Origin of the sequence: Paraburkholderia sp. 35.1 (assembly GCF_050436525.1) — a bacterium.
Lineage (GTDB): Bacteria > Pseudomonadota > Gammaproteobacteria > Burkholderiales > Burkholderiaceae > Paraburkholderia > Paraburkholderia tuberum.
Genome location: NZ_JBNDMJ010000003.1, coordinates 3,667,233 through 3,682,496, shown reverse-complemented (window position 1 = coordinate 3,682,496; position 15,264 = coordinate 3,667,233). Strand labels below are relative to the sequence as shown.

The following is a 15,264-nucleotide window of genomic DNA, read 5'->3' as shown; positions in this document are numbered from 1 at the left end:
CGCATTCACGCGAAATGAAACCACGGCTCGATTTTAAAAGTATGACAAGATGCGCCCGCGCGCCATCCCGAATTAATCGGCAATTGATTGCGCCTGTTCGTCGATCCAGATCAACGCGGCCATGCGACCGGTCTCGCGATCACGGCGATACGAATAAAAACGCTCGCGCAACGTGACCGTGCACAGATCGCCGCCGCTGATGCGCGTAAGGCCGAGCCGCTGCAGGCGCAGGCGCGCCAGCGCCGGCAGATCGGCGAGATATTTGCCGGCATTCGCGGGATGCGCGACGAACGCCTGCGCGGTCGCGTCGCGTTGTGCATCGTCGGCACCGGTCATGAAGGCGTCACGCACGTCTGCGCCGACTTCGAATGCGGTGGGCCCGATCGACGGCCCGAGGTACGCATGCAGCGCGCTCGCCCGCACACCCGCCAGCGCCGCGACCCGCGCGGCGGTCTGCTCGACGATGCCCGCCGCGAGTCCGCGCCACCCGGCATGCGCGGCGCCGACCGCGCGCCCCGCTTCGTCGCACAACAGCACCGGCATGCAATCGGCGACCATGACGACGCACGCGATGCCCACGCCATCGGTGACGCTCGCGTCGGCGCGCGCCGGCGCACCATGGTCGCGCGCGTGCGCGATCGCATCCTCGGCGCGGACGATGCCGGCGCCATGGATCTGTTCGAGCCACGCGGCCTCGCGAACACCGGCAAGCGCGACGAGCCGTGCGCGATTGCTCGCGACCGCGGCGGGATCGTCGCCGGTCTTCATGCCCAGATTTCAGCCCGCCGGGCTGGTCGGCGCCGTCGCGCCAGCGGCCGAACGGCGCGTTGCTGACGCCGCCGTCGCGGGTGGTCACGAGCGCGCGCACGCGCGGCGACACGTTCCATGCGGGTTGCACGACATCGGCAAAACCCAGCTCCGGGAGATTGGTGCTCATGCGTGATCGTCCTCGTCGTGGTCGCTGTCTTCATCGTACGCGCCGTCGTCGACCGATGCATCGTAGTCCTCATCCTCGCCATACGCATCGTCGAACTCGCCCGCGTCGTCGCGACCCAGACCGAGCGCGGCCGACAACGCCTCGATGTCGGCCGGCACCTCGGCGCGCCATTGCATCGAGCGGCCGGTCTTCGGATGAATCAGGCCGAGCCGCCACGCGTGCAGCGCCTGGCGCGCGAAGCCGTCTGGCAGCGGCGTGACCGAGCGCTTGCCGCGCGCGCGTCCGTACACGGGATCGCCGAGCAACGGATGACCGATGTGCGCGCAATGCACGCGAATCTGATGCGTGCGCCCCGTCTCCAGATCGCAGTGAATCGCCGTGACCGGCTGACGCTGCCAGATCGCCGAGGCCACGCGCCGGAAATGCGTGCGCGCCGGCTTGCCGGCCGCGCCCGTCACCACGGCCATGCGCGTGCGCTCGCGCGGATCGCGGCCGATCGGCGCGTCGATCGTGCCTTCGTCGGGCAGGTTGCCCCACACGAGCGCGAGGTAGCGGCGCTTGACCGTGCGCGCCTGCAACTGGCGCACGAGGTCGGTCTGCGCCTCGAGCGTGCGCGCGACCACCATCAGCCCCGAGGTCTCCTTGTCGAGCCGATGCACGATGCCCGCGCGCGGCAGACCCGCCGCGGACTCGCCATAGCGGTAGAGCAGCCCGTTCAGCACGGTGCCGCTCCAGTTGCCAGCCGCCGGATGCACGACCATGCCGGCCGGCTTGTTGATGACGACGAGCGTGTCGTCCTCGTAGACGATGTCGAGCGGCACCGGCTCGGGCGTGAAGGCGAGCTGCTCGGGCAGCAGATCGGGCACGAGCTCGATCGTCGCGCCAAGCGGCACCGGCTGGCGGATCTTCGCCGCCTTGCCGTCGACGCGCACCCGCTGCGCCTCGATCCAGCTTTGCAGACGGCTGCGCGAGAACTCCGGGAACACTTTGGCGAGCACCTTGTCGAGGCGCTCGCCGGCCAGTTCGTCGGGTACCACGACGCTGCGCGGCGCTTCGTCGGCCGCGCGCACGGGCACGGGTGCCGCCGCGGCCGCAGAGCCTTGCGGGCTGCTTGCGGCGAGCGCGTCGCTGGAGAAATCGTCGTTGAGGGAATCGACGCCCGACGCGTCGGCCGGGTCGGCGCTTACGCTATAATCTTCGTTGCTATTCCCGGCGCCTGCGGCGCCTGGAGTATTTGAGCGGGTCATTGAATCTGGGTCACCTGGACGTAAAGCTAGACTGGAAAATGCGAGCCTTGAACACCATCACTGAAGCGGCGATCAATTTGGCGGCCATCAAGAAGGCGGCCCGGAAAGTGGCCGGATACATTGCGTGCGCCGCGGCCGTCGTCGCTGTTGCGGCTTGCCACGGCCTGCCGGAGAAGACCGACGAAACGGCAGCGTGGAACAACAACAAATTATATACGGAGGCGAACGACGCCCTGACCGGTGGCGACTGGGGCAAGTGCGCGAAGTATTTCGAGCTGCTCGAGGGCCGCGACCCGTTCGGCCACTTCGCCCAGCAGGCGCAGATCAACGTCGCGTACTGCAACTGGAAAGACAACGAAAACGCCGCCGCCGACCAGGCCATCGACCGCTTCATCCAGCTGCACCCGGATCATCCGGACATCGCCTACGCGTATTACCTGAAGGGCATGATCCACTTCAACGACGACCTCGGTCTGTTCGGCCGCTTCTCGGGCCAGGATATGAGCGAGCGCGATCCGAAGTCGCTGCGCGAGTCGTATGACGCGTTCAAGGTCGTGGTGGACCGTTTCCCGAACAGCAAGTACGCGGCGGACGCCGCGCAGCGCATGCGCTACATCGTGAATGCGCTCGCATCGCACGAAGTCCACGCCGCGGACTACTACTATCGCCGCGGCGCCTATGTCGCCGCCATCAACCGTGCGCAGCTCGCATTGCGCGAGTACAAGAACGCGCCGGCCATCGAAGACGCGCTGCACATCATGATCCTGTCGTACGAGAAGCTGAACAACCAGCAACTCGCCGACGACACTCGTCGCGTGCTGGCCGGCACCTTCCCCGACAGCCCGTACGTGACCGGCCACGCACGGCCCGGCACGGCGAAGTCGTGGTGGCAGTTCTGAGCCCTCACGCGCCGACGGCACACTGACCTTCATCTGAAAACGAAAACGCCACGACCTCGGTCGTGGCGTTTTCGTTTATGCGCGCCGCGAGACTCAATCGCGCTCGAACAGCGCAATCGATTCCACGTGCGACGTATGCGGGAACATATTGACGACGCCCGCGCCCACCAGCCGATAGCCGGCCTCATGCACGAGCAGCCCGGCATCGCGCGCGAGCGTGGCCGGCGCGCACGACACATAGACGATGCGCGTCGGCAGCGGCCCGTTGCCGCTCTGCGCGATCTCCGCGAGCGCCTTCGCGACCGCGAGTGCGCCTTCGCGCGGCGGATCGACGAGGAACTTGTCGAACTGGCCGAGCGCGCGCAAGTCGTCGGCGGTGACTTCGAACAGGTTGCGGCACGCGAACGACGTATGCCCGGCGACGCCATTCAGCTCCGCATTCGCGAGCGCGCGCTGGGTCAGCACTTCGCTACCCTCGATGCCGACCACTTCCCGCGAGATTCGCGCGAGCGGCAGCGTGAAGTTGCCGATCCCGCAGAACAGGTCGAGCACGCGGTCGGTGCGTGCCGGCGCCAGCAGGCGCAGCGCGCGGCTCACCAGCACGCGGTTGATCGCGTGATTGACCTGGGTGAAATCAGTTGGCTTGAATGGCATACGGATGCCGTATTCGGGCAGCGTGTAGTCGAGCTGTACGTCGAGAGGATAAAGCGGCGTAACCGTGTCGGGACCGCCCGGCTGGATCCAGAACTGCACCTTGTGCTCGTGCGCGAACTCGCGCAGCACCTGCTCGTCCCCGGCCGTCAGCGGTTCGAGGTTGCGCACGACGAGCGCCGTGACCGACGAGCCGACCGCGAGCTCGAGCTGCGGCATGCGGTCGTAGATAGACAGCTTGCGGACCATGAAACGCAGCGGCATCAGCATCGCCGACACATGCGGCGGCAGCACCTCGCAGGTCTTCATGTCGGCGATATAGCTGCTCTTCTTCTCGTGAAAGCCGATGCGCATGCCGCCGCGCTCCGGCAGGTAGCGCACCGCGAGCCGCGCGCGATAGCGATAACCCCAGGACGGCCCGTGAATCGGCCGGAACACCGTTTCGGGGCGCAGCTTCGCCAGATGCTGCAGGCTGTCCTCGAGCACGCGCTGCTTGACCGCCACCTGCGCGCGCATGTCGAGATGCTGCATCGAGCAGCCGCCGCAGATGTTGAAGTACGTGCATTTCGGCGTCGTGCGGATCACGCTTTCGCGGAACACCTGGACGACTTCGGCCTGCTCGAATTTCGGCTTGCTGCGATGCGTCGAATAACTGACGAGTTCACCCGGCAGCGCGCCTTCGACGAACACGACCTTGCCCGGCGTGCCGTCTTCGCTCGTGGTGCGGCCCACGCCGCGCGCTTCCATATCGAGCGAAACGATTTCGATCAGCGGTTCGTTGCCGGTAATGACGGGCGCCGGCGCCGGGGCGTGCGCCCTGGCATGCTTCGATGAGCGCCGCGGCGAGCGACGTTGGGGGGCAGTTCGGGACACCTGCGGACTTCCTGACAAACTATGGGGGAAAGGCGAGATTGTAGACGAAGCGCCGGGCTTGCCTGCGATGCGGTGCGGACCACACGCGGAGCGAGTGCGGATCGCGGCCCGGATTGCGGCTCCCCGGCGCAGGCTCTGCTCGCGCGCGCTTACTGCTCGAACGCCGCCAGATACTCGGCCCACTGCGGCGCGCCTTCCAGCGCGAGCGCGTTCTTCACGAGGTTGATCTCGTCAGCATACTCCGACGGCGAAAAGCCACCGCGCATCAGTTGGAAGCGGCAATACAGCAGGTACGTATTGACGACGTCGGTCTCGCAGTAATTGCGGATTTCCTCGATACGCCCTTGCTGGAACGCCTGCCACACCTGACTGCCGTCCATGCCCATCTTGCCCGGAAAGCCGCACATCTTCGCGAGCGCGTCGAGCGGCGCGTTCGCGCGCGCCTGGTACATCGCGAGCACGTCCATCAGATCGGTGTGTCGCGCGTGGTAGCGGCTGATGTAGTTGTTCCACTTGAAGTCGCGGTCGTCCTCGCCGAGATCCCAGAACCGGTAGGCGGGGATGCCGTTGACGAGCGCGCGGTAGTTGAGCACCGGCAGATCGAAACCGCCGCCGTTCCACGACACGAGTTGCGGCGTGTACTTTTCGATCACGCGATAGAACGACTGCACGAGCGTCGCCTCGCCGTCCTCGGGCGTACCGAGCGAGCGCACGCGAAAACCGTTGTTGTCGCGGAACACGCAGGAAATCGCCGCGACCCGCTGGAGGTGATGCGGCAGAAAATCGCTGCCAGTTTTTTCGCGGCGTGCGGCGAACGCGTGCTCGGCGACGTCGGCGTCGCTCATCGACGCGGGCAAATCTTCAAGCCGGCGGATGCCGGCGACATCGGGAATCGTCTCGATGTCGAAAACAAGAATCGGTGTCATCAGGTCAGAGAACGGCGTCTTTGCGGACACCGTTTGAGGCAAAGAAGCGCTTCAGTCGCACCAACGCTTCCTGTTGGATCTGGCGCACACGCTCGCGCGTGAGGCCCATTTCGTCGGCCAGCTCCTCGAGCGTGGCGGGCTCGATGTGATTCAGACCGAAGCGCCGCTCGATCACATGGCGGTGCTTGTCCGACAAACGCGCGAGCCATGCGCGTGTCAGTGTTTCGAGCTCGCGATGCTGCACTTCGGCGTCTGGCGACTGGCTCTGGTCGTCCGACAGCAGATCGAGCAGGCTGCTCGCCGGATCGAGATCGAGCGGCGCATCGAGCGAGGCGGTGTGCTCGTTCAGCGCGAGGATGTCGGTGACTTCGTCGGTGGTCTTGCCGGTCAGATAAGCGATGTCGTCGATGCTCGCGTCGCGGCGCTCGGCCGCCTCCCCCGAATTCATCGAGTTCTTTTCCAGATGGCGCTTCGCGCGCAACACCTGGTTGAGCTCACGAATCACATGCACGGGCAATCGCACCGTACGCGCCTGGTTCATGATCGCGCGCTCGATGCTCTGACGGATCCACCACGTCGCGTAGGTCGAGAAACGGAAGCCGCGCGTCGGATCGAATTTTTCGATTGCGTGCATGAGGCCGAGGTTGCCCTCCTCGATCAGATCGAGCAGCGGCACGCCGCGATTCAGATAACCCTTGGCAATGCTGACGACCAGCCGCAGATTGCGCTCGATCATCACCTGCCGCGCTTCGAACTCGCCGGCCTTGGCAAGGCGCGAATATTTCTGCTCTTCCTCGACGGTGAGCAACGGCTTCACGCTGATGCGATTCAGATAATGCTGGATCGTGTCGGCCGTGAGTTCGGCCTGCAGCAGTGCGCGGAAATCGTCGGCGTCGGGCGGCGCCTCGCCGGTGGTTTCGCGCGCGTCAGCGCTCTCGCTTTCGTCGAGGCCGCTCTGGCGTTCGTCGGGATCGCGCTCCTCCGCGACCTCTTCTTCCACTTCCGAAGCGCCGCTTTCGTCCACTGCGGCAGACGTGACTTCGCTGATCGTCTCAGACTCGGCTTGCGGCGGGCGGCGCTTCGATTTCGGCATGGTCGTATCGCTTATTGCGGCGGCAAATACTTCAGTGGGTCGACTGGTTTACCCTGTCGGCGAACTTCGAAATGCAACATCACACGGTCGGAATCGCTATTGCCCATCTCTGCGATCTTCTGCCCCTTCGTAACCGCGTCCCCCTCTTTTACCATCAAAGCGCGGTTGTGTGCATACGCGGTGAGATAAGTTGCATCATGCTTGATGATAATGAGATTGCCGTAACCACGCAGCCCATTTCCGGCATAGACGACGCGACCATCGGCTGACGCTTTAACCGGCTCGCCCGCGGAGCCGCCGATATTGACGCCCTTGTTGGTCGAGTCGTTGAACGTGTTGAGCAGCGGACCGCGCACCGGCCATGCAAATGCTACGTTGCCTGCCGCGGCGCTGCCGACGTCGGCGCTCGCCGCAGAGGGATTGGCCGGAGGCGCAGCTACCGCACCATTCGCGGGCGTACCGTTCGTCGCGCCGCCGTAGAGCGGCGGCATCGCGGCGCCTACCACGGCCGGCGCGTTGTTGTTCAGCGGTGCGCTTTGCACCGCGCCCGTGCTGCCGATCGGCGCGGTCGACACGCCCGGCGTCATGGCCGCGGTATTCGCGCCCGGCGGCACGACGCGCAGCAGCTGGTCGACTTCGATCTGATTCGGGTTGGTCAGGTTGTTCCACGTCGAGATGTCGCGGTAATTCTGGCCGTTTTCGAGCGCAATGCGGTACAGCGTATCGCCCGGCTTCACGCGATAGTAGCCGGGCGGCGGCGGGCCGAGCGGCACCGCCGGTTGCGCCGCGCCCTGCGCGGTGGCGAGCGTGCCGCCGCCGGAGCGGTCGACGACGGGCGCCTGGTCGAGCCGGGATGCACAGGCCGTCATCAACAGGGACAAGGCGAGCACGCACACGCTGCGCTGGGTTACGGTCAGGGGGGTATTCGGGGTGGTTCTCTGCATCGCGCGCAACATACTCATCGGTGTCAAATCACTCCGGATTTTAAGGGTACAAAGAAAACGCGATCAAGCCGCGACTCGCGCCATTGCGCGGGGCCGAGGCGCTCGATCAGCGTCAGCACCTGGCTCTGTCCTTCCTGCGAGCCGACCGGCGCAACCAGACGTCCGCCGATCGCAAGCTGCTCGAGCAACGCCTGCGGCACGTCGAGCCCGGCCGCCGCGATCACGATCGCGTCGAACGGGGCCGCCGACGGCAAACCGAGCCGCCCGTCGCCGTAATGCAGCCGGATATTCGGAATGCGCAGCGGACGCAGATTCGTCTTCGCGCGCTCGGACAGCGGCTTGATGCGTTCGATCGAATAAACCTCGCGTGCGACCTGGCTCAGCACCGCCGCCTGATAGCCGCAACCGGTGCCGATTTCGAGCACCGTGTTCAGCGCGCGCCCGGCCGCGGCGAGTTCGATCATTCGCGCAACCACCGACGGCTTCGAGATAGTCTGGTGATGACCGATCGGCAGCGCGGCATCTTCGTACGCCTGGGCCGCAAGACCCGGATCGACGAACATGTGGCGCGGCACCGCCGCCATCGCGTTCAGCACACGCTGATCGCTGACGCCATTGGCTCGCACGCGTTCGACCATGCGTTCGCGAACCCGTTCCGAGGTCAGCGCCAAGGCGTTGTTCATCGCGCCGCTGGTCGCGCCGCCGAATGCGCCGCTCATTGCACCGGCCAACGCGGCGTTCGGCGCGGGTTTCGCGCTTTGCTGCAGTTGCGACTGGAGTGGCGATGGCGTCGCGCGTGCGCTGTGGCCAGACGCATGCGTCGAGTTTTTGCCTGGCTTGACCGACGACTTTGGTGCTTGCTTGACAGGCTGCCCCGCCAATGCACCAGCCAACGAGTTCGCCGTTGTCTTTGCGACTGGCGCGGCCTGCGGCTTTGGCGGCATTGCACCGGTCGCCGCCGTTGACGTACCGAACGAAGCGCTTTGCGTCTTCGCCTGGGGAATCACCTGGGGTCGCGTCGCCGGCGTAGATTGCGCAGCAGCTGAGGTCCTCGCTTGCGCCCGTGCGGCCGCGCCGCCCTGCGTCGGTTTCGCCGACTGCTGCCGTGCGTTCAACGCCGCGCTCGCCGCGAGCGCCGCCGCGCGCATCTCACCCGGACGTCCCTCGGGCCGGCGCGGTTCGCGCACCAGGTCCTCGAGACCTAACGGAAAGCGCTTCGCGCGCTCGCCGGTCATGAACTGCCGCTCCCGGCGCGCAGCCAGTCGCGCGCCGCAGGCAGCATTTGCGTGTAGGTCAGATCGAGCTGCAGCGGCGTGATCGACACGGCGCCGTTGGCCACCGCATGGAAGTCCGTGCCTTCGCTCGCGTCGCGCGCCTGGCCCGAGGCGCCGATCCAATAGATCGGTTCGCCGCGCGGATTGGTCTGGCGGATCACCGGCTGCGACGGATGACGTTTGCCGAGTCGCGTGATCTGCCAGCCGCGCAGTTCGTCATACGGCAGGTTAGGGATATTGACGTTCAGCAGCGGATGTCCCGGCAACGGCCGCGCGAGATAATGCGCGACGATTTCGGCGGCAACGCGGGCCGCGTCTTCGAGATGCGCCCAGTCCTTGTCGACGAGCGAGAACGCGATGGCCGGCACCCCGAACATGATGCCTTCGGTGGCGGCTGCGACAGTGCCGGAATACAGCGTGTCGTCGCCCATGTTCTGGCCGTTGTTGATACCCGACACGACCAGGTCCGGTGTATGGTCGAGCATGCCGGTCAGTGCGATGTGCACCGAGTCGGTCGGCGTGCCGTTCACGTAGTAGAAACCGTTCGCCGAACGCAGGACCGACAGCGGCCGCCACAGCGTCAGGGAATTCGACGCGGCGCTGCAGTTCTGTTCGGGAGCCATCACGGTGACGCTGGCGATCGGCTTCAGCGCTTCGTAAAGCGCGGCGAGGCCCGGCGCCAGATAACCGTCGTCGTTGCTGAGTAGGATTCGCATGCGCCGATTGTAACCGAGGAAAGATGGCACGCGAACGACATGGACGGCGTGTCTGCGTGGCGTGCACAAGCGTCGTGCGAGCCAGTGTTTTCCAGTTGCGCGGATGCTTGTATCGAACGCAAAGATGCTGCTTCGCACTGAACGCGCGGCCGTGCGCGCCCGTCGATGAATCGGCATCTTGTGCGTACTTCGCGCTGTGCAATGCAATACGGCTTGCGCGAGAAGCGCGCGCGACGCATCGAAAGCGCGCTGCACGTCGTAACCCGCAGCGCAATAAATCGCACGGTCGTGCGCTTTGCTTTACACTCGAAAACAGTGCCAACCCTGAACGATACGGAGACACGATGCGCGCGATTCGCTGCAAGCAGTACGGGCCGCCCGAGAGCCTGGTCGTCGACAACCTGGCGGATCTCGAAGCGCCGCCTGGCCACGTCGTGATCGACGTGAAGGCCGCGGCCGTCAATTTTCCCGACGTGCTGATCATCGAGAACAAATACCAGTTCAAGCCGCCGCTGCCGTTCACGCCCGGTTCGGAAGCCGCGGGCATCGTGCGCGCGGTGGGCGAAGGCGTCACGCAGTTCAAGCCTGGTTCGCGCGTGGCCGCGTTCACCGGCTCCGGCGGTTTTGCCGAGCAGGCGCTTGCGCCCGCCGCGGCCTGCGTGCCGCTCGACGATGACGTGCCGTTCGAACTCGCGGCCGCGTTCACGCTCGCGTATGGCACCTCGCATCACGCGGTGGTCGATCGCGGCGCGCTGCAGCCGGGCGAGACGATGCTCGTGCTCGGCGCGGCCGGCGGAGTCGGGCTGGCGGCGGTCGAAATCGGCAAGGCGCTCGGCGCGCGCGTGATCGCGGCGGCATCGAGCGACGAAAAGCTCGCGACCTGCGTGAAGCACGGCGCGGACGCGACGATCAACTACAACACCGAGGATCTGCGCGAGCGCATCAAGGCGCTCACCGACGGCAAAGGTCCGGACGTGATCTACGACCCAGTCGGCGGCGTGTATGCGGAGCCGGCGTTTCGCAGCATCGGCTGGAGGGGGCGTTATCTGGTGGTCGGCTTTGCGAATGGCGAGATTCCAAGGCTGCCGCTGAACCTGATGTTGCTCAAGGGCGCAAGCGTGGTCGGCGTGTTCTGGGGCGACTTCGCAAAGCGTGAGCCGCAGCGCAATCGCGCGGCATTCGAGCAGATGACCGGCTGGATTCGTGAAGGCAAGCTCAAGCCCTACGTGTCGGCCCGCTACTCGCTCGACGACACCGGCCGCGCGTTGCGCGACATGGCCGAGCGCCGCGTGATCGGCAAGGTGGTCATCACGCCGTAGCACGGCCAATAAAGCAGCATCAAAAACGGCGCGGCGGCCGACTGCGATTTCGGCCGCCGCGCCGCTTGCGATCCAGGTTCACAACTTCTCTGTATCCCCGGTGCGCGGCTGCCACTTCATCAAACGCCGCTCCGCGGTCCCGACGATCGCATCGAGAATCAGCGCGAACGCGGTCAACACCAGAATCCCCGCGAACACCGTGTTGATATCGAAGGTGCCCTCGGCCTGCAGGATCAGATAGCCGACGCCGCGCGCCGAGCCCAGATACTCGCCCACCACCGAGCCGACGAACGCAAGCCCCACCGACGTATGCAGGCTCGAAAACACCCAGCTCATCGCGCTCGGCAGATAGACGAAACGCAGCAGCTGTTTGCGGTTCGCGCCGAGCATGCGCGCGTTCGCGAGCACGACCGGGCTCACTTCCTTCACGCCCTGGTAGACGTTGAAGAACACGATGAAGAACACCAGCGTGACGCCGAGCGCGACCTTCGACCAGATGCCGAGGCCGAACCACACGCCGAAGATCGGCGCGAGAATCACGCGCGGCATCGAGTTCGCGGCCTTCACGTACGGATCGAACAGCGCGCTCGCGGTCGGCGCGAGCGCGAGCCACAGGCCGACGCCGAGCCCGATCGTGGTGCCAAAGACGAACGCGAGCACGGTCTCGACGAGCGTGATCCACAGATGCAGATAGATCTCGCCGCCCGTGAACCATTCCCAGATCCGCTGCAGTACTTTCTGCGGCTCGCCAAAGAAAAACGCCGCCTTGTTCGGATCGTCGAAATAGAACGGCGGTATCAGCGTCGGGCTCGTCAGCACGTACCACAGCACGAAGCACAGCACGAGCAGCAGCCACTGCCAGATCACCAGATTCGCCCGGCTCGGGCGCAACGTCTTCCACATGACTTGGTTTGCCTTGGACGATTATTGAACACGTCTTCTTTTCGATGCGCAGGCGGGCATGCGCGGCACATTTAAACAGCGGTCAGTTGCTGCTGATAACCCTTGAGCACCTCGTCGCGCAGCACTCCCCAGAGCTGCGCATGCAACTCGACGAAGCGCGGATGCGAACGGATTTCGGCGACATCGCGCGGCCGCGGCAGATCGATCCGGAACTCGCCGATCGGATGCGTCGCAGGCCCGGCCGACAGTACCACCACGCGGTCCGACATCGCGATCGCTTCGTCGAGATCGTGCGTAATAAACAGCACGGCCTTGCGCTTCGCGGCCCAGAGATCGAGCAGCTCGTTTTCCATCAACTGCCGCGTTTGAATATCCAGCGCGGAAAACGGCTCGTCCATGAGGATGATGTCGGGGTCGAGGATCAGCGTCTGCGCCATCGCGACGCGCTTGCGCATGCCGCCCGACAACTGATGCGGATAGCGGTCGCCGAAGCCGCCGAGACCGACACGCTTCAACCACTCTTCGGCCTTCGCGCGCGCTTCCGAGGCCGGCACGCGGTGAAACGACAGGCCGGCCATCACGTTGTCGAGCGCCGAGCGCCACGGCATCAGCGCATCTGCCTGGAACATATAGCCCGCACGGCGATTCAGGCCACTGAGCTGTTCGCCGAACACGCTGACGCCGCCCGCCGACGGCTGGAGCAGCCCCGCGCCGATGTTCAGCAGCGTGGACTTGCCGCAGCCAGTCGGCCCGACGACCGACACGAACTCGCCGGGCTCGATGCGCAGCGTCGTGTCCTTAACTGCCGTGTAGCGCTGTGCGCGGTTGTCACGCGCGGCGAACGTGCAGGTGATGTTTTCGAGCGCCAGGGCGGCAACGGTCATCGTACGGCTCGCTTCGGGAATCGGGTTAGCGGGGAGTTGTCGCGGCGACGCTGGGGCGACGGCTGTGGACGCGGCGAATCGCCCTGTCCACGTCCCGTTCGATGCGCCTGTGCGCGCGCCGCGTCGTTTATGCCTTGACGGTCGCGAGCGCCTTCTTCACGAAGTCGTTGGTCCACGTCTTCGACAGATCGATCTGCGCGTTCTGGATCACCGGATCGAACGCTTTCAGCGTCTTCAGCGACGTCGCGGGACCGTCGGCGGGCATCAGGCCGTCGGGCGACATCGCTTCGCGCACGTGCTGCCACGCGTCGAGATAGAGCGCGCGGTCGCCGAGCAGATAGCTCTCCGGCACCGTGTTGATCAGTTCGCTGCCGCTCGCGTTCTGCAGCCACTTGAGCGCGCGCACCATCGCATTGGTCAGCGCCTGCGTGGTGTTCGGGTTCTTCGTGATGAACGACTGCGATGCGTACAGGCAGCCCGCCGGCATGTCGCCGCCGAACACGATGTGCGTATCGGTGAGCGTGCGGGTATCCGACACGACGCGCACGTCGCCGGCGCGCTCGAGGCGCGTGACGACCGGATCGAGATTGGCGATCGCGTCGATCTGCCCGGACTGCAGCGCGGCGATCGCGCCGGCACCGGCGCCCACGCCGATGAACGCGACGTCCTTCGGACTGAGCCCCGCTTTCGCGAGGACGAAGCTCGCCATGATCGACGTCGACGAACCCGGCGCGGTCACGCCGATCTTCTTGCCCTTCAGATCGGCGATCGACTTGTAGTTCGGCATCGTCTTCTTCGACACCGCGAGCACGATCTGCGGCGCGCGGCCCTGCAGCACGAATTCGCGGAACATCTGCTTTTGCGCCTGCAACAGCAGCGTGTGTTCGAACGCGCCGGAGACCACGTCGGCGCTTCCGCCGACTGCCGCCTTCAACGCCTGCGAGCCGCCCGCGAAGTCGGAAATCTCGACTTCGAGCCCCTCGTCCTTGAAGTAGTTGCGGCGCTCGGCGATCGTCAGCGGCAGGTAGTAGAACAGGTTCTTGCCGCCGACCGCGATGGCGACCTTGGTGGTCTCGGGCTTGCCCTGCGCGAAAGCGAACGGCGTGGCCGCGAGCGAGGCGCCCGCGAGCGCCGCACCGCCGGCGAGGAAGGTTCTGCGTTGCATGGTCCGTTGTCTCCAGATTTTTTGTCGTCCGGCTTTTTGACCGCCCGTGCGCGCGTGGCGCAAGCGCTTGGCCACGGTGTGGGGCTGCCGGTCGCGCGGCGCGAATCGTGCATCAGCGCCGCGCTTTACGCGCCTTTCTCTATGCGTTGCGCTGTGCGCATCAGACGATCTGTTGCGCCCGCAACCGCGCGATGCCGTCAGCATCATAACCTAGCGATTGCAGGACTTCATCGGTATGTTCACCCAGTTCTGGCCCCAGCCAGCGCGTCTCACCGGGCGTCGCCGACAGCTTCGGCGTAACCGTGGGCAGCGTGATTTCCTTGCCGTCCTGCCACTTGAACCGCTGGATCATCTGCCGCGCGATGAACTGCGGATCGGTGAACATATCGGCGACGCTGTAGATGCGGCCCACCGGCACGTCGGCCGCGTTCAGCACCGCGAGCGCTTCGTCGATCGTGCGCGTGGACAGCCACGCGCCGATCGCGGCGTCGATTTCCTGCGTGCGCGGCACGCGGCCATCGTTATGCGCGAGCGCCGGATCGTTGGCGAGATCGTCGCGTTCGATCGCGATCATCAGGCGCCTGAAGATCGGATCGCTATTGCCGCCGATCACGATGCTGCCGTCGCGGCACGGATACGTATTCGACGGCACGATGCCCGGCAGCGACGCGCCGGTACGCTCGCGCACCATGCCGTAGACGCCGTATTCGGGCACCACGCTTTCCATCATGTTGAAGACGGCCTCGTACAGCGCGACGTCGACCACCTGCCCCTTGCCGCCGTTCACCTGCTTGTGATGCAGCGCCATCAGCGCGCCGATCACACCGTGCAGCGCGGCGATCGAATCGCCGATCGAAATGCCGATGCGCGGCGGCGGCAGATCCGGATAGCCGGTGATATGGCGCAGACCGCCCATCGACTCGGCGATCGCGCCGAAGCCGGGCCGGTCGCGATACGGGCCCGTCTGGCCGTAGCCCGACAGACGCACCATCACGAGGCCGGGGTTCTCGGCGGACAGCACGTCGTAGCCGAGCCCGAGCTTTTCGAGCAGACCGGGCCGGAAATTCTCGACGACGATATCGGCCTCTTTCGCGAGGCGCCGCACGATCTCCTTGCCCTCTTCGGCTTTCAGGTTGATCGTGACGGACTTCTTGTTGCGCGCCTGCACGGCCCACCACAGCGACGTACCGCCGACTTCCGGGTACAGCTTGCGCCATTTGCGCAGCGGGTCGCCGCCTTTGGGGTCTTCGATCTTGACGACGTCGGCGCCGAACTCGCCGAGAAAACGCGCGGCGAACGGCCCGGCAATCAGCGTGCCGAGTTCCAGCACCTTGACGCCGGCGAGCGGACCGCACGCGTCATGCGGTGCGGCGCTCGCGCCTGATTCGGGGATAGCGCTCATGAGTCTCCTTGGTTCTGCATCGTTGTGTACC

General features: G+C 65.6%; 13 protein-coding genes and 1 pseudogene. 2 read left to right on the top strand and 12 right to left on the bottom strand.

Annotated features, from left to right (window positions below; translation table 11 throughout):
• Positions 1 to 72 precede the first annotated feature (72 nt).
• Together pgeF and OKW27_RS37275 are read right to left on the bottom strand one after the other, a co-directional pair.
• A pseudogene (gene pgeF / locus OKW27_RS37280) lies at positions 73 to 937 on the bottom strand (peptidoglycan editing factor PgeF).
• The gene (locus OKW27_RS37275) at positions 934 to 2,184 is read right to left on the bottom strand and encodes an RluA family pseudouridine synthase (RefSeq protein WP_429336389.1); all 1,251 of its coding nucleotides are present in this window, start codon (positions 2,182 to 2,184) and stop codon (positions 934 to 936) included. The pseudogene pgeF and the gene OKW27_RS37275 overlap by 4 nt, the downstream one beginning before the upstream one ends.
• Before the next feature lie 38 nt (positions 2,185 to 2,222).
• On the opposite strand from OKW27_RS37275, the gene OKW27_RS37270 reads away from it, so the two are divergent.
• The gene (locus OKW27_RS37270) at positions 2,223 to 3,083 is read left to right on the top strand and encodes an outer membrane protein assembly factor BamD (protein ID WP_090804648.1); all 861 of its coding nucleotides are present in this window, start codon (positions 2,223 to 2,225) and stop codon (positions 3,081 to 3,083) included.
• Between the two features lie 93 nt (positions 3,084 to 3,176).
• Here the strand turns inward: OKW27_RS37270 and rlmD are convergent, their stop codons facing one another.
• The 6 genes from rlmD to surE all read right to left on the bottom strand — a co-directional run bounded on the left by rlmD (position 3,177) and on the right by surE (position 9,560).
• Positions 3,177 to 4,607, bottom strand: coding sequence for a 23S rRNA (uracil(1939)-C(5))-methyltransferase RlmD (rlmD, locus tag OKW27_RS37265; protein WP_429336388.1), 1,431 nt, complete (start codon positions 4,605 to 4,607; stop codon positions 3,177 to 3,179).
• A 149-nt stretch (positions 4,608 to 4,756) separates the two neighbouring features.
• Complete coding sequence (locus tag OKW27_RS37260) at positions 4,757 to 5,533, bottom strand: 3'-5' exonuclease (protein ID WP_429336387.1); 777 nt, start codon at positions 5,531 to 5,533, stop codon at positions 4,757 to 4,759.
• A gap of 4 nt (positions 5,534 to 5,537) precedes the next feature.
• The gene (gene rpoS, locus OKW27_RS37255) at positions 5,538 to 6,626 is read right to left on the bottom strand and encodes an RNA polymerase sigma factor RpoS (RefSeq protein ID WP_429336386.1); all 1,089 of its coding nucleotides are present in this window, start codon (positions 6,624 to 6,626) and stop codon (positions 5,538 to 5,540) included.
• Between the two features lie 11 nt (positions 6,627 to 6,637).
• Positions 6,638 to 7,588, bottom strand: coding sequence for a peptidoglycan DD-metalloendopeptidase family protein (locus OKW27_RS37250; protein WP_090804640.1), 951 nt, complete (start codon positions 7,586 to 7,588; stop codon positions 6,638 to 6,640).
• A 5-nt stretch (positions 7,589 to 7,593) separates the two neighbouring features.
• Positions 7,594 to 8,805, bottom strand: a complete 1,212-nt coding sequence (locus OKW27_RS37245) for a protein-L-isoaspartate(D-aspartate) O-methyltransferase (RefSeq protein ID WP_429336385.1) — start codon at positions 8,803 to 8,805, stop codon at positions 7,594 to 7,596.
• A complete protein-coding gene (gene surE, locus OKW27_RS37240) occupies positions 8,802 to 9,560 on the bottom strand; it encodes a 5'/3'-nucleotidase SurE (protein WP_429336384.1) in 759 nt (252 codons plus the stop codon). The genes OKW27_RS37245 and surE overlap by 4 nt, the downstream gene beginning before the upstream one ends.
• A gap of 344 nt (positions 9,561 to 9,904) precedes the next feature.
• Between surE and OKW27_RS37235 the strand changes: the two genes are divergently transcribed.
• On the top strand, positions 9,905 to 10,879 hold the full coding sequence (locus OKW27_RS37235; RefSeq protein ID WP_429336383.1) for an NADPH:quinone oxidoreductase family protein: 975 nt from the start codon (positions 9,905 to 9,907) through the stop codon (positions 10,877 to 10,879).
• 78 nt (positions 10,880 to 10,957) lie between these two features.
• Here the strand turns inward: OKW27_RS37235 and OKW27_RS37230 are convergent, their stop codons facing one another.
• The 4 genes from OKW27_RS37230 to OKW27_RS37215 all read right to left on the bottom strand — a co-directional run bounded on the left by OKW27_RS37230 (position 10,958) and on the right by OKW27_RS37215 (position 15,233).
• A complete protein-coding gene (locus OKW27_RS37230) occupies positions 10,958 to 11,782 on the bottom strand; it encodes an ABC transporter permease (RefSeq protein ID WP_090804632.1) in 825 nt (274 codons plus the stop codon).
• 71 nt (positions 11,783 to 11,853) lie between these two features.
• The gene (locus OKW27_RS37225; RefSeq protein WP_184064908.1) at positions 11,854 to 12,666 is read right to left on the bottom strand and encodes an ABC transporter ATP-binding protein; all 813 of its coding nucleotides are present in this window, start codon (positions 12,664 to 12,666) and stop codon (positions 11,854 to 11,856) included.
• 127 nt (positions 12,667 to 12,793) lie between these two features.
• Complete coding sequence (locus tag OKW27_RS37220) at positions 12,794 to 13,831, bottom strand: ABC transporter substrate-binding protein (RefSeq protein WP_018418133.1); 1,038 nt, start codon at positions 13,829 to 13,831, stop codon at positions 12,794 to 12,796.
• 160 nt (positions 13,832 to 13,991) lie between these two features.
• Entirely contained in the window at positions 13,992 to 15,233 is a 1,242-nt protein-coding gene (locus OKW27_RS37215; RefSeq protein ID WP_429336382.1) for a CaiB/BaiF CoA transferase family protein, read from the bottom strand.
• Between the last annotated feature and the right edge of the window lie 31 nt (positions 15,234 to 15,264).